Here is a 20,400-nt window from a genome sequence, read left to right as displayed (position 1 = left end):
ATCTTACAGCAAAGCCCGGCGCGGCTTAAGCCTGAGACTACTCCCGGCCGGGCTATCGCAGACGGTGGCAACGCTCAAGGCTTCCCCGGGGACAGGCCCCGGAGCGCCGGACCGTCGAGGGGGCGCTGTAAATACCTCCCTGTACGCTACCTCGGCCCTGCTGCGCTCTCGCGTCCCGCTCCGCTTGCAGGTCCGGTGCTGTCCATCCATTGCCAGCCCGTTCGGAGCAGTGCTCCTCACCCCTGGTCCTCGGACCCCCTCTACGACCTGTCTCCGGCGCCTTTCGCTATACGTAGCCGCGCATCCTACTGTTCCCGCCCCAGCCAGCTATCCAGCTGGGCGCGGGTGAGCTCGCCCACGTGGCGCTCCACGGCGCGGCCCTCGGCATCGAACAGCAGGGTGGTGGGCAGGCCGGGGGACTCGCTTAGCACCATCAGCTCCTGGTGCGGGTCGAGCAACGGATAGCGGAAGTCGAGTTCCTGGTCGTCCAGGTAGCGCACCACCTGCAGTAGCGACTCGCCCTGGTTGGCCACCACCACGGTGACGTCGTCCCGGGCATCGGCCTCTGCTAACAGTGGCATCTCGCGCAGGCAGGGCGGACACCAGGTGGCCCACAGGTTGAGCACCACCCGCTGGCCCGCGAGTTCGCCCAGGTTGACGGTCTCGCCGTCGAGGTCCTCCAGGACAATGTCGGGCAATTGCTTCAGCGCCATGCCGCCGCCGAAGGGGGCCAGGGTGACGGTGGCCAGCCACAGCGCCGAGACCACCACCAGCATGGCCATGGCGCCGACCAGCCGGCCCAGGTGGTCGCGCAGCGTCCAGCCGGTCCAGATGAGTCCCGCCATCAGCCCCCACAGCCCATGGTAGCCCGGTTGCCACAGCTTGAGGGCGTCCAGCGGGGCGACGGCGTAGGCGTCGAGGTTCAGCGCCACATGGCCGATCCTCGCACCGATCAGCCAGGCCAGCAGCAGGCCATTGAACCAGCGGGTGTGGGCGCGCCGCGGCAGGCCCAGCAACCAGGCGCTGGCGCCGAGCAGCAGCAGGGTGGCGACGAAGGCATAGAGGCGTGGCAGCGAGAGCAGGACCGGACCCAGGGCGATGGCATCCATGGGGTGGTGACTCCTTAGGGGCGTAACTCCTTGCGGGCAGGGTCGGCGGGCGAGTGACGAGCGGTTACACTGTGGCGCAGCCGACCCCGGACCTGCCAAGCCTACTGCCGGCGGACGGGACTGTCATCCGACGTCATCCGACGCATCCGCTACCGGGAGCCCCCATGGCCAAGACCGCCTTCGACACCCTGCGTGCCCTGGCCATCGCCAGCCAGGCGATGGGCTTCATCCTGATCATCATCCTGGAGACCGTGATGGGCGATGCCGCCCGTCCCTGGCAGGGCTGGACCCTGGCCGCCATGGTGGTAGCGGCGCTGGCGATCGCCCTGGTGCGGCTGTATCGCCGCAACCGGGCGCGCAAGGCGCGGCTCCGGGGCCTCGGCGATGACGATTGAGGCGCCTCAGGAGTCCCGGCTGGCGCGGCTCAAGGTCCCTCTGGGCCTGCTGCTGGGGCCGCTGCTGGCGGGGCTGCTGCTGATGCTGGGAGCCCCGGAGGGGCTGGCCGAGCCGGCCTGGCGGGTGGTGGCGCTGACCGTCTGGATGGCCGTGTGGTGGGTGCTCGAGCCGGTGCCCATTGCGGTGACGGCGCTGCTGCCGCTGGTGCTGCTGCCGCTGCTCGAGGTGGCGCCCATCGAGGCGGTCGCCGCCCCCTACGCCAATCCGCTGATCTTCCTGTTCCTCGGGGGCTTCCTGCTGGCTGAGGCCATCCAGCGCTGGGGGTTGCATCGGCGCATCGCCATGCTGGTGCTGCGTGTGGCAGGGCGCCGCCCCGACCACCTGGTGGCCGGTTTCATGGTCGCCACCGCTGCGCTGAGCATGTGGGTGAGTAACACCGCCACCGCGGCGCTGATGGTGCCCATCGGCCTTTCGGTGCTGGAGATGTTGAAGCAGCGAGGTGGCGAGGGGGGCAGCCATCACATGGCGCTGACCCTGCTGCTGGGGATCGCCCTGGGCGCCAATATCGGCGGCATGGGCACCCTGATCGGCACGCCGCCCAACGCCCTGCTGGCGGGCTTCATGGCCGACAGCTATGGCATCGAGATCGGCTTCGCCCAGTGGATGGCGGTGGCGCTGCCTCCCGCGCTGCTGCTGCTGGCGCTGGCCTGGTGGCTGCTCACCCGTTGGGTCTATCCGCTGGGGCGCCAGCCGCTGCCCGGGGTGGCCGCCATGCTCGAGGAGCAGGCCCGCGACTTGGGGCGGATGACCGGGCCGGAGCGGCGCGTGGCGACCATCTTCGCCCTGGTGGCCCTGGCCTGGGTGTTTCGCCCGCTGCTCGAGGCCTGGCTGGAGGTACCGCTCAGCGACGCCGGCATCGCGGTCACCGCCGCGGTGCTGCTGTTCGTGGTACCGGCACGCTGGCGCCAGCGTCAGTTCCTGATGGACTGGGAGGCCGCCGCCAACCTGCCGTGGGGTGTGCTGATCATGGTGGGGGGCGGGCTTAGCCTGGGGAGTGCCATCGAGTCCAGCGGCCTGGCCGCGGCGGTGGCCGAGGGGCTGGCCGTGTTCGGGCGCTGGCCGACCTGGGGGCTGGTGGCCATGGTGGCCCTGGTGGTGATGGCGATGAGCCATATGACCAGCAACACTGCGACGGCCGCCGCCATCCTGCCGCTCACCGCCTCGCTGACGGTCAGCCTCGGCCACAGCCCGCTGCTGCTCTCGGTGCCCGTGGCCATGGCGGCGAGCTGTGCCTTCATGCTGCCGGTGGCCACCCCGCCCAATGCCGTGGTCTTCGCCAGCGGCCAGCTCAGCGTGGCTGAGATGGTGCGCGCCGGGGCGCTGGTCAGCCTGGCGGCGCTGGTGGTGATCGTGGCGGTAGTCTTCGCCCTGGCGATGCCGTTGCTCGGCTTCGGCTGGGCGGCGTGACCCAGGCCCCTGGCCCGGAGGAGGTTTGACGCAGGACAAGGCGAAGCGGCGCTCGGGCACTATGCTGAAGTGAGAGGGGGGGGGAGTCACCGCCCCCGGTTCACTTCCGCCACTGCAGGAGACTTGTCATGTTCAAGACCATTCTGGTGCCCCTCGACGGTTCCGAGCACGCCATCAAGGCGCTGAATGTCGCCGCCTCCCTGGCGCGTGGCGGGGCAGCGAAGCTGCACCTGATGACCGTGGCGGAGTTTCCGCCAGACAATATCGGGCTGTTCACCGGCGGCACCGCCGAGCCCTTCTCCGAGGCGGAGCGCGAGAAGCTCGCCGCGGGTATGAAGGAGGAAGCCCACAAGGTGATCGAGCAGGCGCGTGACGCGGTCGATATGAGCGACCTGGAAGTAGAGGAGAGCGTGCGCCAGGGGCGCCCGGCCGACCTGATCAATGAGCAGGCCGAGAAGGTCAATGCCGATGCCATTGTGATGGGCAGTCGCGGCCTCAGCGACGTGCGCGGCATGATGTTCGGCAGCGTCTCCCACAAGGTCAGCCACACCGCCGGCTGCAGCGTGATCACCGTGACCTGACGACCGACTCCTGCCTTCGGGAGGCGGAGATCGTCTGCCAGGTAGCATGAAGGCCAACGAAAAAGGCCTTGCGAGTGATCGCAAGGCCTTGAATTCTTGGTCGGAGTAGCAGGATTCGAACCTACGACCTCTGCCTCCCGAAGGCAGCGCTCTACCAAGCTGAGCTATACTCCGATGTCGATTCTCGAGGGCTCCGCCTCATCGACGCAGCGTAGTTTACGCAAACGCCGGCGGAATGCAACCCCGTCGGGGTGTTTTCATGTCCGGCTTTATGCGTGGCTTCACGCCTGGCGATCCACTGCCAGGTGGGTCAGTTCGGCCATGCTGTCGCGGTAGGGGCTGGCCGGCAGCGACTCGAGCTGGGCCAGGGCCAGGTCGGCCATCTCCACGGCGCGGCGGCGGGTGTACTCCAGGGCGCCGGTGGCGTTGACGATCTCCAGCACCTCGTCGAGGTGGTCGAGGCCGCCCTGGCGGATCGCCCGGCGGATCAACTTCGCCTGCTCGGGGGTGCCCTTGGCCATGGCCTGGATCAGCGGCAGGGTGGGCTTGCCCTCGGCCAGGTCGTCGCCGACGTTCTTGCCCATGGCCTCGGCATCGCCCTGGTAGTCGAGCAGGTCGTCGATCAGCTGGAAGGCCAGGCCCAGGTAGCGACCGTAGTACTGCAGCGCGGTCTCCTGCTCGGGAGTGGCCTCGGCGAGGATGGCGCCACTGTGGCTGGCCGCCTCGAAGAGCATGGCGGTCTTGCCCTGGATGGTCTCGAAGTAGGCCGCCTCATCGATGTCCGGGTTGCCGACGTTGGTGAGCTGCTGCACCTCGCCCTCGGCGATCACGCAGGTGGCCGAGGAGAGCACGTTCATGATGCGCATGGAGCCCACCTCCACCATCATCTGGAAGGAGCGCGAGTAGAGGAAGTCACCCACCAGCACCGAGGGGGCGTTGCCCCAGGCGTCGTTGGCGGTGGCCTTGCCGCGACGCAGGTGCGACTCGTCCACCACGTCGTCGTGCAGCAGGGTGGAGGTGTGCATGAACTCGATCAGGGTGGCCAGCGTTACGTGCCTGTCGCCCTGGTAGCCCAGCGCCCGGGCGGCCAGCAGCACCAGCAGCGGCCGCAGCCGCTTGCCGCCGCTGGCGATGATGTACTGGCCGATGGTCTCGACCAGCGGGATGCGCGAGCCGAGCTGGGCCATGATGGTGCGATTGACGGCGGCAAAGTCCTCGGCCACGGCGGCGTGGATCGGGGAGGGTGCGGCGGTGTCGGAAGCGGAGGCGTGGGTGGGCATGGAGGCGGTTTCGACAGTCGGGTTGGGGCCGGGGCGAGGCGGCCCCCTCTGGCCTTGGTTTGCCGGCCATGCTATGGGGCCCCCTCGGGGGCGTCAAGGCGGGCTGCCGGGCGGCGGGACGAACGGCTCGCGGCACGGGTTGTCTGGGACGTCGCCTGTCGTTATAATTCGCGACCCACTCATCCCGCTCCCTGTCAGATGGCTGCCAAAAGGGGCGCCACTCGCAGCAGGCCGACGAAGAGCCCAACCCGATGAGTCCTGGAGAGAGAAGCATGTACGCAGTTATCAAGAGCGGTGGCAAGCAGTACCGCGTTCAGGAAGGCCAGACCCTGAAGCTCGAGAAGATCGAAGTCCCCACCGGCGAGTCCATCGATTTCGACGAAGTGCTGCTGGTCGGCAGCGAGGACGAGGTCAAAGTCGGCGCGCCGCTGGTTGACGGTGCCAAGGTCTCCGCCGAGGTCGTTTCCCACGGCCGTGGCGACAAGGTCACCATCATCAAGTTCCGCCGCCGCAAGCACAGCATGAAGCGTCAGGGCCACCGCCAGTGGTTCACTGAAGTCAAGATCACCGGGATCTCCGCCTAAGCGGTCCATCCCCCTGAACGGAGGTTTATTCCATGGCACATAAGAAGGCAGCGGGCTCTACCCGTAACGGTCGCGATTCCGAATCCAAGCGCCTTGGCGTGAAGCTCTTCGGTGGCCAGGCCGTGAACGCCGGCAACATCATCGTTCGCCAGCGCGGCACCAAGTTCCACGCCGGCACCGGCGTCGGTATCGGTCGTGATCACACCCTGTTCGCACTGGACGAGGGCGTGATCAAGTTCGAGACCAAGGGTCCGAAGAACCGCAAGTTCGTCAGCGTCGTCTCTGCCTGAGACGCCTGATGCTTGCCGCGAGAAGGCCCCGCCACGGCGGGGCCTTCTTGTATCATGACGGCACATGCCGTCTGGAGAGTGACAGATGCAGTTCGTCGACGAATCCTCGATCATCGTGGAGGCCGGCAATGGGGGCAACGGCTGCCTCAGCTTCCGCCGCGAGAAGTACGTGCCCAAGGGCGGCCCCGATGGCGGCGACGGCGGCCATGGCGGCAGCGTCTACCTGATCGGTGACGACTCCCTCAACACCCTCATCGACTTCAAGTACCAGCGCTTCTACAAGGCCCAGAACGGTCAGCCCGGCATGGGTCGGCAGATGAGCGGGCGGGCCGGTGAAGACCTGCACGTCAAGGTGCCGGTGGGCACCACGGTGATCGACGAGGACACCCTCGAGGTGATCGCCGACGTCACCGAGATCGGCCAGGTGGTGCTGGTGGCCCAGGGCGGCCGCCGTGGACTCGGCAATATCCATTTCAAGTCCTCCACCAACCGCGCGCCGCGGCGCACCACGCCGGGCACCGAGGGTGAGCGCCGCAACCTGCGCCTGGAGATGAAGGTGATGGCCGATGTGGGCCTGCTGGGCATGCCCAATGCCGGCAAGTCGACGCTGATCCGTGCCGTCTCCGCGGCCAAGCCCAAGGTGGCCAACTACCCCTTCACTACCCTGGTGCCCAATCTGGGAGTGGTGAAACTCGGCATGCACGAGCACTTCGTGATGGCCGATGTGCCGGGGCTGATCGAGGGCGCCTCGGATGGCGCCGGCCTGGGGCTGCGCTTCCTCAAGCACCTGACCCGCACCCGGCTGCTGTTCCATGTGGTGGATGTGTCGCCCTTCGATGAGTCCGACCCGGTGGAGGCCGCCGAGGCGATCATCCACGAGCTGGGCGAGTTCTCGCCGGCCCTGGCCGAACTGCCGCGCTGGCTGGTGCTCAACAAGCTCGACCTGCTGCCGGCCGAGGAGCGCGAGGCGCGCGCCGACGAGATCGTGCGGCGTCTGGCGTGGGATGGGCCGGTGTTCCGCATCTCGGCGATCTCCGCCGACGGCACCGACGCTTTGGTGCAGACCGCCTATCGCTGGCTCACCGAGCAGCGTCGCCTCGAGAACGAGGACGAGGAAGCCGCCGAGCGCGCCCGCGAGATGCGCGCGCGCATGGAGGACGAAGCGGTGGCCCGCACCGAGGCGCGGCTGGGTCGCAAGCGCAGGTCGGTTGACGAGGATGACGACGATTTCGATGACGACGACTACGACGTCGAGATCGAGTACGCGCCTTGAGGATCGAGAGCGAATGGACAGCAACGAGCAGGTGACGGGCCGCGAGGCGTTGGTCGGTGCCCGCCGGGTGGTGGTGAAGATCGGCAGCGCGCTGTTGACCAACGACGGTCGCGGCCTCGACGAGGCGGCGATCGGTGGCTGGGTGGACCAGATCGCCGCGCTGCACAAGCGCGGCATCGAGGTGGTGCTGGTCTCCTCCGGGGCGGTGGCCGCGGGCATGGTGCGTCTCGGCTGGCAGGCGCGTCCCTCGGCGGTGCACGAGCTTCAGGCCGCCGCGGCGGTGGGGCAGAACGGCCTCACCGAATGCTACGAGGGCCACTTCGCCCGCCACGGCCTGCTGACCGCCCAGGTGCTGCTGACCCACGACGACCTCTCCAACCGCAAGCGCTACCTCAACGCCCGCTCGGCGTTGCGCACCCTGGTCGACCTGCGGGTGGTGCCGGTGATCAACGAGAACGATACCGTGGTCACCGACGAGATCCGCTTCGGCGACAACGACACCCTCGGCGCCCTGGTGGCCAACCTGCTGGAGGCCGACGCCCTGGTCATTCTCACCGACCAGGAGGGGCTGTTCGACGCCGACCCGCGCTCGAACCCCGCGGCCTCGCTGATCAGTGAGGGACGTGCCGACGACCCGGCGCTGGCCGCGGTGGCCGGTGGCGGGGGTGCCCTGGGGCGCGGCGGCATGACCACCAAGATTCGCGCCGCGCGGCTGGCGGCGCGCTCGGGGGCGGTGACCGCCATCGCCGGTGGTCGCCAGGCCGAGGTGCTCGCGCGGCTGATGGCCGGCGAGCGCCTGGGCACCCTGCTGCACCCCGACCAGGCGCCCATCGCGGCGCGCAAGCGCTGGCTCGCCGGCCAGCTGCAGGTGCGCGGCACCCTGACCCTGGATGCCGGGGCGGTGAAGGTGTTGCGTGGCAGCGGCTCGAGCCTGCTGCCGGTGGGGGTGAAGGCCGCCTCCGGCGCGTTCCGCCGCGGCGACATGGTGCTCTGCGTCGACGAGGCCGGCGAGCGGGTGGCCAAGGGCCTGGTCAACTACGGCATCGACGATGCGCTGCGCATCATCGGCCAGCCCAGCCATCAGATCGAGGCGCTCCTCGGCTTCATGGAGGCCCCGGAGCTGATCCATCGCGATAACCTGGTGGTGTTGTAGCAAGCGCGGCGCGGGCTGTGGTAGGATGCGCCATCCTCTCAGACACGGCCCGTGAACGAGCGCTGATCTTCAGCGGTCGGCCAGATGGCCAAGCCGGCGGAAAGGCTTGTACTTTCCTGCCGGATCAATACGTTATAGCAGCCGTCATTACACGGGCGGCGATGAATCTCCAAGGAGACAGCAAGTGGCAAACAGCAAGCAAGCTCGCAAGCGCGCCCGTCAGGCCGAAGGTCGTCGTGTCCTGAAGGCCAGCCAGCGCAGCATGGTCCGCACCTACATCAAGCACGTCATCAAGGCCATCAACAGCGGCGATCACGCCGAGGCCATGGCGGCTTTCCATAAGGCGCAGCCGGTCATCGACCGCATCGCCGACAAGGATGTGCTCTCCAAGAAGCGTGCCGCACGCATGAAGAGCCGCCTGAACAAGCGCATCAAGGCCCTGGCTGCCTAAGCCGGTCCGATGCCATCGAGGCGCGGCCTGCGTGGCCGGCGTCTCGTGAAAAACCGGCTGCGGCCGGTTTTTTTGTGGCTGCCATTCATGGGGTGGATGTAAAGCCGAGGAACGGACGTGACGGATCGCGAGCAGTCGCCACCGGCACCGGTGGACGAGAACGACAAGGTGGTGGCCCCCAAGGGGGGCGGGCTGATGCGCTCGGGCCTGGTGGTCAGCGTGATGACCATGCTCTCGCGGGTGATGGGCCTGGCGCGCGACGTGGTCATCGCCGCGCTGTTCGGCGCGGGGCAGGGCGCGGATGCCTTCTTCGTTGCCTTCAAGATTCCCAACTTCATGCGCCGGCTGTTCGCCGAGGGCGCCTTCAACCAGGCCTTCGTGCCGGTGCTCTCGGAGTACGCCACCCGCGGCAGCCGGCGCGAGGTGCGCGAGCTGCTGGACGCCGTCTCCGGCAGCCTCGCCGCGGTGCTCTTCCTGCTCACCGCGGTGGCCATGTTCGCGGCCCCCTGGCTGGTGTGGGTGTTCGCCCCGGGCTTCGGCCGCGACCCGGCCAAGCTGGCGCTCACCGCCGACATGCTGCGGCTGACCTTCCCCTACCTGTTGCTGATCTCGCTGACGGCGTTTGCCGGCAGCGTGCTCAACACCTGGAATCGCTTCGCGGTGCCGGCCTTCACCCCGGTGCTGCTCAACCTCTCGCTGATCGGCGCGGCGCTGCTGCTGACCCCGCTGTTCGAGCAGCCGGCCATGGCGCTGGCCTGGGGCGTGCTGATCGCCGGCGGTGTCCAGCTCGCCTTCCAGGTGCCGTTCCTGGTGCGGCTGGGGCTGGCGCCGCGGCCCTGGCCGAGCTTCGCCCATCCCGGCGTCAAGCGCATCATGACCCTGATGGTGCCGGCGCTGTTCGGGGTCTCGGTGTCCCAGATCAACCTGCTGCTGGATACCGTGCTCGCCTCGCTGCTGGCGGCGGGCAGCGTCTCCTGGCTCTACTACTCCGACCGCCTGGTGGAGCTGCCGCTGGGGGTGTTCGGCATCGCCATCGGCACCGTGATCCTGCCGGCGCTCTCCAAGCGCCATGCCGCGCAGTCCGGCGAGCACTTCAGCGCCATGCTCGACTGGGCGATCCGCGCCGTGCTGCTGCTGGGTCTGCCCGCGGCGCTGGCCCTGGCGGTGCTCGCCGAGCCGCTGCTGATCTCGCTGTTCCACTACGGCGCCATGACCGAGCGTGATATCGCCATGGCGGCGATGAGCCTGCGTGCCTACTCCCTGGGCCTGGTGGCCTTCATGCTGATCAAGGTGCTGGCGCCGGGTTTCTTCGCCCGCCAGGACACCAAGACGCCGGTGAAGGTGGGCATCATCGCCATGGTCGCCAACATGGTCTTCAACCTGATCCTGATCTGGCCCCTGGCCCACGCCGGCCTGGCCCTGGCCACTGCGCTCTCGGCCTTCCTCAACGCCGGCCTGCTGGGTTGGCTGCTCAGGAAGCAGGGCGTGCTGGTGTTCCAGCCGGGCTGGGGGCGCTACGCGGTGCAGCTGCTGGGCGGCTGCGCGGTGATGGGGCTGGGCCTGGCCTGGGCCGCGCCCGACTGGCAGGCGTGGCTGGGCTGGGGCATCTGGCAGCGCGTCGCCTGGCTGGCGGCGCTGGTGGTGGGCGGGGCGGCGCTCTACTTCGCCTGGCTGGCCGCCACCGGGGTGCGCCTGCGGCATTTCAGGATGAAGAGCTGATCGCGACCGTCTCGCGAGGGGCGCTGGGGATAGGCTGAAGAGGAGGTCCGAGGACCAGGGGTGAGGAGCAACGCTCCGAACGGGCTGGCCAAGGATGGCCAGCACCGGACCTGCAAGCGGAGCGGGACGCGAGAGCGCTGCAGGGCCGAGGTAGCGTACAGGGAGGTATTTACAGCGCCTCCTCGAAAGCCTGTCGCCAGATCAGCCCCGAGCAAGATGGCATGCAGTGGCCCGCCCCGGCTGTCAAGGGGCCGGCTGTCCGGTATAATCGACGTTTTGACCACCCAACCGACGCCGAGCGGGGCTCCACCACGCCATGCAAGTGATTCGAGGACTGCACAACCTGCGCGACGAGCACCGCGGCTGCGTGGCCACCATCGGCAACTTCGATGGCGTTCATCGCGGCCACCAGGCGATCCTCGAGCAGTGTCGCGAACAGGCCCGCCGCCTCGGGCTGCCGGTCGTGGTAGTGGTCTTCGAGCCCCAGCCCCGGGAGTTCTTCGCCGGCGAGCAGGCCCCGCCGCGGCTCACTCGCCTGCGCGACAAGGTGCGCCTGCTGGGCGAGGCGGGGGTCGAGCGGGTGCTCTGCCTGCCCTTCAACGACGCCCTGCGCAGCCTGACCGCCGAGGCCTTCATCGAGCGCGTGCTGATCGACGGCCTGGGCGTGCGCCACCTGGTGGTCGGCGATGACTTCCGCTTCGGCTGCGATCGCCGCGGCGACTTCCACCTGCTCACCGCGGTGGGCGAGGCCAACGGCTTCGGCGTGGAGCACACCCGCACCTTCACCGTCGACGACGAGCGGGTCTCCAGCAGTCGGGTGCGCACCCTGCTGACCAGCGGCAACTTCGAGGCCGCCGCGCGCCTGCTGGGCCGCCCCTATCGCCTGGGCGGCCGAGTGGTGCCCGACCAGAAGCTCGGCCGCACCATCGGCGTGCCCACCGCCAACCTGCCCCAGCCGGTGCGCTCCCTGGCGCTGCAGGGCGTCTATGCGGTGATCACCGAACTGCCCGACGGCCGCCGCCTGCCCGGCGTGGCCAATATCGGCTGGCGCCCCACCGTGGGCAGCACGCGCCCGGTGCTCGAGGTACACCTGTTCGACTTCGACGGCGAGCTGTACGGCGAGCGCCTGGCGGTGTTTCCCTGCGCCAAGCTGCGCGGCGAGGTGAAGTTCGACGACTTCGCGGCCCTGAAGCACCAGATCGGCCTCGATCAGCGGCGGGCGCGCGGCTACTTTGCGCAGCAGCCTTTACAGCGCCCCGGCCTCAATAACGACGATTCTCTTCCTCTGGCATCGGCGCCGCTGGCGCGCGAGGCCGTGACACTCGATTCCTCGGCGGGCATGCCCGCCGACCATGACGACGGCTGACCCCCAGGATATGAGCGACTACAAGCCCACTCTGAACCTGCCAGAAACCGACTTTCCCATGCGCGGCATGCTGCCCAAGCGCGAGCCCGAGCGGCTGGCCCGCTGGCAGCAGCTCGACCTCTACCACCGCCTGCGCGAGGAGCGCCAGGGCCGGGAGCTGTTCGTGCTGCACGACGGCCCTCCCTATGCCAACGGCAGCATCCATATCGGTCATGCCGTCAACAAGATCCTCAAGGACATCATCGTCAAGTCGAAGAACCTGGCCGGCTTCGATGCCCCCTACGTGCCGGGCTGGGACTGCCATGGCCTGCCCATCGAGCACAAGGTGGAGACCACCCACGGCAAGCACCTGGAGCCGGCGCGCGCCCGCGAACTTTGCCGCGAGTACGCCGTCGAACAGATCCAGGGCCAGCTCAAGGACTTCGTGCGCCTGGGCGTGATCGGCGACTGGGACAACCCCTACCGCTCCATGGACTTCGCCAACGAGGCCGGCGAGATCCGCGCGCTGGCCGACATGGTCGAGGCCGGCTACGTGTTCAAGGGCCTCAAGCCCGTCAACTGGTGCTTCGACTGCGGCTCGGCGCTGGCCGAGGCCGAGGTGGAATACCAGGACAAGACGTCCGATGCCATCGACGTGGCCTTCCGGGTGGAGGACGCCGACCGCCTGGCCGCCGCCTTCGGCCTGGGTGAACTGCCCAAGCCGGCGGTGATCGTGATCTGGACCACCACGCCCTGGACCATCCCCGCCAACCAGGCGCTCAACATGCATCCCGAGTTCACCTACGCCCTGGTGGACACCGGCAGCCGCCTGCTGGTGCTGGCGGAGGAACTGGTGGAATCCTGCCTGGAGCGCTACGGCCTGGAAGGCGAGGTGATCGCCACCGCCCGGGGTGAGGCCTTCGATGGCATCCGTTTCCGCCACCCCTTTTATGAGCGCCTGTCGCCGGTGTATCTCGCCGACTACGTCGAAAGCGAGGTGGGCAGCACCGGCATCGTCCACTCCGCCCCGGCCTATGGCGTGGATGACTTCGTCACCTGCCGCGCCCATGGCATGGCGTTCGAGGAGATCGAGAGCCCGGTGCAGGGCAACGGCGTCTATGTCGACGACCTGCCGTTCTTCGGCGGTCAGATGATCTGGAAGGCCAACCCGCAGATCGTCGCCAAGCTCGAGGAAGTGGGCGCGCTGATGGCCCACACGCCCATCGTGCACAGCTACATGCATTGCTGGCGCCACAAGACCCCGGTGATCTACCGCGCCACCGCCCAGTGGTTCGTGGGCATGGACCTGGCCGGCCGCGACGGCAAGACCCTGCGCGAGCGCGCCCTGGAGGGCATCGAGGCCACCCGCTTCACCCCGGCCTGGGGCCAGGCGCGCCTGCACAGCATGATCGCCAACCGTCCGGACTGGTGCATCTCGCGCCAGCGCAACTGGGGCGTGCCGATCCCGTTCTTCCTGCACAAGGCCAGCGGCGAGCTGCACCCGCGCACCGTGGAGCTGATGGAGGAGGCGGCCAAGCGTGTCGAGGCCGAGGGCATCGACGCCTGGTTCCGCCTCGACTCCGCCGAGCTGCTGGGCGAGGAGGCCGCCGACTACGACAAGGTCACCGATACCCTCGACGTATGGTTCGACTCCGGCACCACCCATCGCCACGTGCTGCGCGGCTCCCACCCCCATGGCCATGAGAGCGGCCCGGTGGCCGACCTCTACCTGGAGGGCTCCGACCAGCACCGCGGCTGGTTCCACTCCTCGCTGCTCACCGGCTGCGCCATCGACGGCCATCCGCCGTACCGCGGCCTGCTCACCCACGGCTTCACCGTGGACGCCCAGGGCCGCAAGATGTCCAAGTCGGTGGGCAACGTGGTGGCACCCCAGGAGGTGATGGACAAGCTGGGTGCCGACATCCTGCGCCTGTGGGCGGCCTCCACCGACTACTCCGGCGAGATGGCCGTCTCCGACGAGATCCTCAAGCGCACCGCCGACGTCTACCGTCGCATCCGCAACACCTCGCGCTTCCTGCTCGCCAACCTCAACGGCTTCGCGCCGGAGCGCGACGCGCTGCCCTTCGACGAGATGCTGGCCCTGGATCAGTGGGTGGTCGACCGCGCCGCCCAGCTGCAGGCGCGCATCGAGATCGCCTATGAGGAGTACCGCTTCCTCGACGTCTACCAGCAGGTGCATGGCTTCTGCGCCCGGGAGCTGGGTGGCTTCTACCTGGACGTGATCAAGGATCGCCAGTACACCACCCAGGCCGATTCCGTGGCGCGGCGCAGCGCCCAGACCGCGCTCTATCACGTGGTGGAGGCGCTCTGCCGCTGGGTGGCGCCGATCCTCTCCTTCACCGCCGAGGAGATCTTCGAGAACATCCCGGGCCGCCGCGGCGACAGCGTGCTGCTGGAGGAGTACTACACCGGCCTCGCCACCCTGGAAGGCGACGCCGCCATGGGCCGCGACTTCTGGGAGCGGGTGCTGGAGGTCAAGCAGGCGGTCAACAAGTGCCTGGAGGACGCCCGCAACGCCAAGGCCATCAAGGGCAGCCTGGCCGCCGAGGTCACCCTCTACGTCGACGACACCCTGCGCGAGACGCTGGCCAAGCTGGGCGACGAGCTGCGCTTCGTGATGCTCACCAGCGAGGTGACGCTCACGCCCCTCGCCGAGGCAGGAGCAAAGGCCGAGGCCACCGAGCTCGAGGGGCTCAAGGTGGCCGTGGTCGAGAGCCCAAACAACAAGTGCGAGCGCTGCTGGCACCATCGCGAGGAGGTGGGTACCCACCCCGAGCATCCGGACCTCTGCGGGCGCTGCATCAGCAATCTGCCGGACGGTCCCGGCGAAACCCGCCGCTATGCGTAAGGTGCCCGGCATGGCCAGCAGTGAAGAAAAGGGCGAAGAGGCCAAGGAGAGCGCAGGGCAGGGTGCTGCAAGGGGCGTGGAGGTGGCTCCCATGCAGCAGCCGCTGCGTTGGCTGTGGCTGGCGCTGGCGGTGATCGTGCTGGATCTCGCCACCAAGTACGCCGCCAGCGCCTGGCTCACATATGCCCGGCCGGTGGAGGTGTTGCCGTTCTTCAACCTGACGCTGCTGCACAACACCGGCGCCGCCTTCAGCTTCCTGGCCGGGCATCCCGGCTGGCAGCGCTGGTTCTTCGCCGCCATCGCGGTGGGGGCGAGCATCGGGCTAACGCTATGGATGCGCCGCCTCAAGCGCGACGAGACGCTGCTGGCGGCCTCGCTCGCCATGATCATCGGCGGCGCCCTGGGCAACCTCTACGACCGCCTGGTGCACGGCTACGTGGTGGATTTCCTCTCCTTCCACGTGGCCGGCTGGTACTACCCCGCCTTCAACGTGGCGGACATCGGCATCACCCTCGGCGCCATCGGCCTGATCTGGGAGTCGCTGTTCGGCGAGAAGCGCCGCGCCCGCCGTCGGGGCTGACATAACCCGTGATCGACATCGTAGGAGCCCGACTATCGGGCGACTGGCGCCCCGGTTAGTCACCAGGCTCACTGTAGGAGGCCGGCTCCGCCGGCGGTGCGACGTTTCGCCGAATGGCGCCGTCAGGCGCCCCAGCGAGGTACCCAAAGCAACGACGAGTTTCTGTAGGAGGGCAGCTCCGCTGCGCGAATGGCGCCGAAGGCGCCCTGCGAGACCACCGAACCGAAATCCTGTTTACCGAGTCCCAAGACCCATGACCGACCAGAATAGCCCCCAACACCGCATCGACGAGGGCATGGAAGTGACCCTGCACTTCACCCTCAAGCTGGAAGACGGCACCGTGGTGGACTCCACCCGCGACAAGGCCCCGGCCACCTTCCAGGTGGGCGACGGCAACCTGCCGCCCGGCTTCGAGCACCCCATGAAGGGCATGAGCGCCGGCGAGAGCGCGACCTTCGAGATCACCCCGGAGCACGCCTTCGGCCAGCACAACCCGCAGAACATCCAGCGCCTCAAGCGCGATGACTTCGACGAGGAGGCGCTGGAGATCGGCACCGTGATGTCCTTCGCCGATCCCGGCGGCGGCGAGCTGCCCGGCGTGATCAGCGCCATCGAGGGCAACCAGGTGGACGTGGACTTCAACCACCCGCTGGCGGGGCGTACCCTGACCTTCGAGGTGGAAGTGATCAACGTGAAGCCCGCCACCACGCATTAGGAAAACACTGACTTCCTGCTGCGCTCGATATCCTGGCCGCCGGCGGTGCTCGTCATCCTCATGTAGCAGGCTACATTCCGGTGACTGTGCTCCGGCGGCGACCAGCCTCTCTTCGCTCGCGACGGAACTCAGCGCTTTCCCTCTTATCTCAGGCAGATGCCCCAGACGCATCAAGGCAGATACCCATGCAGATCAAACTGGCCAACCCCCGCGGCTTCTGCGCCGGCGTCGACCGCGCCATCGAGATCGTCAACGGCGCCCTGGACGTGTTCGGCCCGCCGATCTACGTGCGCCACGAGGTGGTCCACAACCGCTTCGTGGTGGACAGCCTGCGCGAACGCGGCGCCATCTTCGTCGAGGAGCTCCACGAGGTGCCGGACGACGTCATCGTCATCTTCTCCGCCCACGGCGTCTCCCGCGCCGTGCAGCAGGAAGCGGAGCGCCGCGGCCTCAAGGTGTTCGACGCCACCTGCCCGCTGGTCACCAAGGTGCATATGGAAGTGCTGCGCTACGCCAAGCGCGGCCAGGAGTGCATCCTGATCGGCCACGAGGGGCACCCCGAGGTAGAGGGCACCATGGGGCGCTACGACACCACCCACGGCGGCGCCATCTACCTGGTGGAGGACGAGGAAGACGTCGCCAACCTCGAGGTCAAGGACCCGAGCCGGCTCGCCTTCGTCACCCAGACCACCCTCTCCATGGACGACACTGCCCGGGTGATCGACGCCCTGCGCGCCAAGTTCCCGGAGATCCAGGGGCCGCGCAAGGACGACATCTGCTACGCCACCCAGAACCGCCAGGACGCCGTGCGCGAGCTGGCCGAAGGCGCGGACCTGGTGCTGGTGGTGGGCAGCCCCAACAGCTCCAACTCCAACCGCCTGCGCGAGCTCTCCGAGCGCGTCGGCACCCCCGCCTACCTGATCGACAGCGCCGAGCAGATCGAGCCGGCGTGGCTCGAGGGCGTGAAGGCTATCGGCGTCACCGCCGGTGCCAGCGCCCCCGAGGTGCTGGTGCAGGGCGTGATCGAACGGCTCAAGAGCCTCGGCGCCAGTGCCCCAGAGGAACTCGCCGGCCGCGAGGAGACCATCACCTTCTCCATGCCCCGCGAACTGCGCGAGCGCGTCATCGTCAGCGAGTAGCGGGTAACGGCAAGAGAAAAAGCAGGAAGGGCAGTAAAGCGAACGCCGCCGTCATGTAGATGACGGCGGCGTTGCTGTGAGGGTGCCGAGGGTCTCGTCGCGCATCCGCACGGCGATGAGAGCCCTCCTTGTGGGAGCCAGGGTTCCCCGGGCGAAACGCTTCTTGTGGGAGGCCGGCTTTGCCGGGCGAATGCCGCGTAGCGGCAAGGCGCCGTCAGGCGCCCGTGGCAATTCCTTAGTAAGAGGGATGCTCCGCATCGCGACTGGCGCCGCCAGGCGCCCCTGGGACAAGCTGGCATAATCAGAACCGCCACCCCAGGCTTACCGCTGCGCCCATCTGGCGCATGCTGAGCTCGATCTCCTGGCCCGGCCCCATGGGGTTCTCGCCGCGCACAGTCTCCTCCGGCGAGTAGAAGGCCATGCCGGAGAGCTCCAGGCCATCGGCGATCTGGCGGGTGAAGCCGCCGGTGATATGCCACTGCTGAACCCCGGGGGCGAGGATATTGAACAGCACCTCGCTGTCGGGGATCGGCTGCTCGCCATAGCTCACCCCGGCGCGCCAGGTGTGATCGGCATTCTGCTGCCACTGCCAGCCCAGCTTCACCACCGTCATGTCGTCCCAGCCGAAGCCCGAGCCGTTGTCGTCACCCAGACGGGTAGTGGGATCGAAGTGATTGCCCACGCTGTTGATCTCGCTGTAGCGGATATGCTGAACGTCCAGCAGCAGCCAGTGATCCTCGATGCCCGACCAGGCCAGGCCGGCGTGGAACATCTGCGGGATGTCGAAATCGCCCTGCTCGGCGAAGAGTCCACGGTAGTCGTCGAACTCCTCCATCTTCAGCACCTTGCGCCAGCTCAGGCCGCCGCGCAGATCATCGGTGAGCTGGCCCTGCCAGCCGAGCTGGAAGCCGTAGCCCCAGGCGTCGTCGGTGCCATTGTTGGTGAGGCTGCTCGGGTCCGAGGACATCTGGGCGAAGTTGCCCAGCCCCTCGGCAGAGAAGCGCTGGTAGGCGATCACCGGTGAGACGCCGAAGGCGTGGTCCTCGTTGAGCTTCCACGTCCAGGTGGGCGCGATAAACAACTGCTCCAGGTTCACCCCGGCCTCGCCGGCGCCGAAGGTGCCCATGTCGCGACCGCTGTACTCGGTGTTCATGCCGCCGTTGGCGAAGATCGAGACGCCCAGGGTCTGACGCTCGGTTATCTGGCGGTTGTAGCCGGCGCTGGGGATCACGAAGGCCTCGTTCTCGCTCTCGCGGGTGCCGGGCATCAGGTAGAAAGTCTCCTGGCTCTGGGGGCCTCCACCCTCCACCGAGTACTCCCTGCGCGGCGAGAAGAGCTCGGCGCCGATATCGGCGCGGTCGCCGATGAAGGCCATGCCCGCCGGGTTGGTGGCCGCGGCGATGCTGTCCTGGGCCAGAGCGGTGCCGGCACCGGCCATGCCCTGGTTGATGGTGCCGTAGCCGTGGGAGAAGTAGCCGTTGGTGGCCAGCGCCTGGGCGGGTGCCAGCGCCGCCAGCAGCAGGAGGGTGTGCTTCCGGTTCATGGTGTGCCTGTCGGGGGAGGGTAATAGTGGGGATCTTTCTACCGGAGGCTGGTTATAATGAAAAGTGATTAATGGTTATTCATATATATCAAAATATGTTGCGCCATGGGCCCAGCCCGATGGCCCGGCGAGCGCTCAGCCCGGGTGGTCGCCTCGCCCGGTGTGTGTCGCCGCCCATCAGCGGCTAGACTGTAGGCACCCCCCTTGTCAGGCGGCGGCATTTTGCCTCGCCACCCTATCCGGATGGCCACTCTTGATACATACTGAAACCGAATGTAACGAACCATGGAGACGCGCGGCGTGACCCAACCGAGCACCCGACGCAGGCCCCAGGGCCCCACAGGCAGCACCCGGCGCAGCGCCGGCTTCACCCTCATCGAACTGATGATTGCGGTAGCTATCGTCGCGATTCTGGCCTCCATCGCCTACCCGAGCTACACCAGTTACGTGCAGAAGACGCGGCGTACCGATGCCATGTCCAGCCTGATGCAGACAGCGGGGCAACTGGAACGTTGTTACACCGTGACCAACGACTACCGTATTAGCAATGCCACCTCCTCAGGTGGTGTTGCAACATATTCGCCTTGTATACAGGGAATGGATGTGTCTGCTCTAAATGCCACTGAACAAGTTATAATTGATTCTTCCGAAGATTATTACGATGTAGACGTGTCGGCAATGGCTTCCAGTTACACTATAAGTGCCTCACCATCTAGCGGCTCACCTCAGGGTGATGACGCGGCATGTCCAAGCTTTACACTTGATCAGACAGGAAAAAAAGGGCCTGATGGGAAAGTCGATGAATGCTGGAAGTAGAAGGCTAAAAGGTTTTACGCTCATTGAGCTTGTGATGGTCATAGCAGTGGCAGCTATTATTGTAACCATAGCTGTGCCAAGTTTTAGTTCTTTGATTGCCAAAAATTATCAGGCCGCTACGTTCAATGAGATTCTTTCTCTTGTTAATAAGGCCAGGAGTTCTGCCGTGACCAAGAGGAGTGAATCTGTCTTTTCTATCGCCAGCAGTGTATCGGGGCTGGAGGTGTCCATCAGCCAAGGTGGAAGTGTTATCCTATCCAGAAATTTGGGGGATGCGCGCGTTTTTTTAGAGCCAACGACGTTTTCCGTAGGCTTCAATGCGCTTGGTCGACGTAGTAGTTGTTCGGGGGCAGGCTGTGAAATTGACTTGTCAGTTGGGGAAGGGGCGAAGCCATCGAAGTTATCCATTGAGCCGTCGGGCATGATCCTAGGAGAAAGCTAATGGGTTGTCGGAGAGGATTTTCTACTGAGATAACGTTTAGGCAAACAGGGTTTACCCTTCTTGAGGTCTTGATATCTATCGTTGTCGTCTCCTTGGGTCTTCTGGGGACTGCGCTGCTTCAACTGAATGCTCTCAAAAGTGTGGAGCATGCGTATGAGTCTTCTTTGGCGAACCTAGCAGCTCAAGATGTTAAAGAACTGCTGTGGGCCACACAGCTTGTATCTGCAGATGCCGATGTGGTTGCTCCGTTGCAGGTCGCATGCCCGACGCACGGGGATGTTAGTGTAGGTGGTGAGGATGGCAGGCACTTATTGCCTGATCCCTTTGAGGAAAACGGGGCTGGCAGCGGTGAATGGTGGTTTAATGTTGAGATTCCTGGGCTGAGAGTAGTCAAGGATGACCAATCTATTCGGGTCAAGGCTTTCAAGGTGGAGTCCAAGACAGATAATTACTATCCTTTCCCCAGTGGGGACCCCTTCGGTGATGATTCAGGAAACTTTCCGTTTATTTCATGTGATTACATAATTGTTATCGACTGGGGGGAGGGTAGGTTGGAAGGTTCTTCAACTGAGCTTACTTATCGCGCCAGGCTGCCAGGAAGCCCTCTGGATTATCTTATGTATTAGTCGTGAGTATTTTTGTTACTGT

20 protein-coding genes and 1 tRNA gene are annotated in these 20,400 nt (G+C 66.6%); 17 read left to right on the top strand and 4 right to left on the bottom strand.

The genetic code is table 11. From position 1 onward, the window contains the following. Positions 1-305: 305 nt before the first annotated feature. Positions 306-1,109, bottom strand: coding sequence for a TlpA disulfide reductase family protein (locus RAN53_RS13720; protein ID WP_305797377.1), 804 nt, complete (start codon positions 1,107-1,109; stop codon positions 306-308). A 164-nt stretch (positions 1,110-1,273) separates the two neighbouring features. Between RAN53_RS13720 and RAN53_RS13715 the strand changes: the two genes are divergently transcribed. The 3 genes from RAN53_RS13715 to RAN53_RS13705 all read left to right on the top strand — a co-directional run bounded on the left by RAN53_RS13715 (position 1,274) and on the right by RAN53_RS13705 (position 3,553). Next, positions 1,274-1,504 carry a hypothetical protein gene (locus tag RAN53_RS13715; RefSeq protein WP_305797376.1) on the top strand — a complete coding sequence of 77 codons (231 nt, stop codon included), beginning with the start codon at positions 1,274-1,276 and terminating at the stop codon, positions 1,502-1,504. Next, positions 1,494-2,972, top strand: a complete 1,479-nt coding sequence (locus tag RAN53_RS13710; protein WP_305797375.1) for an SLC13 family permease — start codon at positions 1,494-1,496, stop codon at positions 2,970-2,972. The genes RAN53_RS13715 and RAN53_RS13710 overlap by 11 nt, the downstream gene beginning before the upstream one ends. A 128-nt stretch (positions 2,973-3,100) precedes the next feature. Then, a complete protein-coding gene (locus RAN53_RS13705) occupies positions 3,101-3,553 on the top strand; it encodes a universal stress protein (protein WP_305797374.1) in 453 nt (150 codons plus the stop codon). Between the two features lie 97 nt (positions 3,554-3,650). Here the strand turns inward: RAN53_RS13705 and RAN53_RS13700 are convergent. Then, positions 3,651-3,727, bottom strand: a tRNA-Pro gene (locus RAN53_RS13700). Positions 3,728-3,834: 107 nt separating this feature from the next. Continuing rightward, entirely contained in the window at positions 3,835-4,833 is a 999-nt protein-coding gene (ispB, locus tag RAN53_RS13695) for an octaprenyl diphosphate synthase (RefSeq protein ID WP_305797373.1), read from the bottom strand. A 272-nt stretch (positions 4,834-5,105) separates the two neighbouring features. Between ispB and rplU the strand changes: the two genes are divergently transcribed. The 11 genes from rplU (at position 5,106) to ispH (ending at position 16,951) form a co-directional block, all read left to right on the top strand. Then, entirely contained in the window at positions 5,106-5,417 is a 312-nt protein-coding gene (rplU, locus tag RAN53_RS13690) for a 50S ribosomal protein L21 (RefSeq protein ID WP_305797372.1), read from the top strand. Between the two features lie 32 nt (positions 5,418-5,449). Continuing rightward, entirely contained in the window at positions 5,450-5,707 is a 258-nt protein-coding gene (rpmA, locus tag RAN53_RS13685) for a 50S ribosomal protein L27 (protein WP_305797371.1), read from the top strand. Between the two features lie 85 nt (positions 5,708-5,792). After that, on the top strand, positions 5,793-6,980 hold the full coding sequence (gene cgtA / locus RAN53_RS13680) for an Obg family GTPase CgtA (protein ID WP_305797370.1): 1,188 nt from the start codon (positions 5,793-5,795) through the stop codon (positions 6,978-6,980). Positions 6,981-6,993: 13 nt separating this feature from the next. After that, on the top strand, positions 6,994-8,133 hold the full coding sequence (gene proB / locus RAN53_RS13675) for a glutamate 5-kinase (RefSeq protein WP_305797369.1): 1,140 nt from the start codon (positions 6,994-6,996) through the stop codon (positions 8,131-8,133). 184 nt (positions 8,134-8,317) lie between these two features. After that, positions 8,318-8,584 (top strand): 30S ribosomal protein S20, encoded by a 267-nt coding sequence (gene rpsT, locus RAN53_RS13670; RefSeq protein WP_305797368.1) that lies wholly within the window; start codon positions 8,318-8,320, stop codon positions 8,582-8,584. A 195-nt stretch (positions 8,585-8,779) separates the two neighbouring features. Further along, the gene (gene murJ / locus RAN53_RS13665) at positions 8,780-10,303 is read left to right on the top strand and encodes a murein biosynthesis integral membrane protein MurJ (protein ID WP_305797455.1); all 1,524 of its coding nucleotides are present in this window, start codon (positions 8,780-8,782) and stop codon (positions 10,301-10,303) included. 316 nt (positions 10,304-10,619) lie between these two features. Next, a complete protein-coding gene (gene ribF / locus RAN53_RS13660; protein WP_305797367.1) occupies positions 10,620-11,669 on the top strand; it encodes a bifunctional riboflavin kinase/FAD synthetase in 1,050 nt (349 codons plus the stop codon). A 10-nt stretch (positions 11,670-11,679) separates the two neighbouring features. Beyond that, positions 11,680-14,517 carry an isoleucine--tRNA ligase gene (ileS, locus tag RAN53_RS13655; protein WP_305797366.1) on the top strand — a complete coding sequence of 946 codons (2,838 nt, stop codon included), beginning with the start codon at positions 11,680-11,682 and terminating at the stop codon, positions 14,515-14,517. A 91-nt stretch (positions 14,518-14,608) separates the two neighbouring features. Next, on the top strand, positions 14,609-15,097 hold the full coding sequence (lspA, locus tag RAN53_RS13650) for a signal peptidase II (protein WP_232912663.1): 489 nt from the start codon (positions 14,609-14,611) through the stop codon (positions 15,095-15,097). A 253-nt stretch (positions 15,098-15,350) separates the two neighbouring features. Next, a complete protein-coding gene (gene fkpB, locus RAN53_RS13645; RefSeq protein WP_305797365.1) occupies positions 15,351-15,812 on the top strand; it encodes an FKBP-type peptidyl-prolyl cis-trans isomerase in 462 nt (153 codons plus the stop codon). 185 nt (positions 15,813-15,997) lie between these two features. Further along, on the top strand, positions 15,998-16,951 hold the full coding sequence (gene ispH, locus RAN53_RS13640; RefSeq protein WP_305797364.1) for a 4-hydroxy-3-methylbut-2-enyl diphosphate reductase: 954 nt from the start codon (positions 15,998-16,000) through the stop codon (positions 16,949-16,951). A gap of 301 nt (positions 16,952-17,252) precedes the next feature. Here ispH and RAN53_RS13635 read toward each other — a convergent pair whose 3' ends face one another. Then, positions 17,253-18,494, bottom strand: coding sequence for an OmpP1/FadL family transporter (locus RAN53_RS13635; RefSeq protein ID WP_305797363.1), 1,242 nt, complete (start codon positions 18,492-18,494; stop codon positions 17,253-17,255). A gap of 300 nt (positions 18,495-18,794) precedes the next feature. Between RAN53_RS13635 and RAN53_RS13630 the strand changes: the two genes are divergently transcribed. The 3 genes from RAN53_RS13630 to RAN53_RS13620 are packed head-to-tail and all read left to right on the top strand — an operon-like array spanning position 18,795 to position 20,378. Beyond that, positions 18,795-19,310, top strand: a complete 516-nt coding sequence (locus tag RAN53_RS13630; RefSeq protein ID WP_305797362.1) for a type IV pilin protein — start codon at positions 18,795-18,797, stop codon at positions 19,308-19,310. Then, positions 19,282-19,752 (top strand): Tfp pilus assembly protein FimT/FimU, encoded by a 471-nt coding sequence (locus tag RAN53_RS13625; protein ID WP_305797361.1) that lies wholly within the window; start codon positions 19,282-19,284, stop codon positions 19,750-19,752. Before RAN53_RS13630 ends, RAN53_RS13625 begins: the two co-directional genes overlap by 29 nt. After that, on the top strand, positions 19,752-20,378 hold the full coding sequence (locus RAN53_RS13620) for a prepilin-type N-terminal cleavage/methylation domain-containing protein (protein ID WP_305797360.1): 627 nt from the start codon (positions 19,752-19,754) through the stop codon (positions 20,376-20,378). Before RAN53_RS13625 ends, RAN53_RS13620 begins: the two co-directional genes overlap by 1 nt. Positions 20,379-20,400 lie beyond the last annotated feature (22 nt).

Origin of the sequence: Halomonas sp. SSL-5 (assembly GCF_030708455.1) — a bacterium.
Lineage (GTDB): Bacteria > Pseudomonadota > Gammaproteobacteria > Pseudomonadales > Halomonadaceae > Halomonas.
This window is presented reverse-complemented; position numbering and strand designations above follow the sequence as displayed.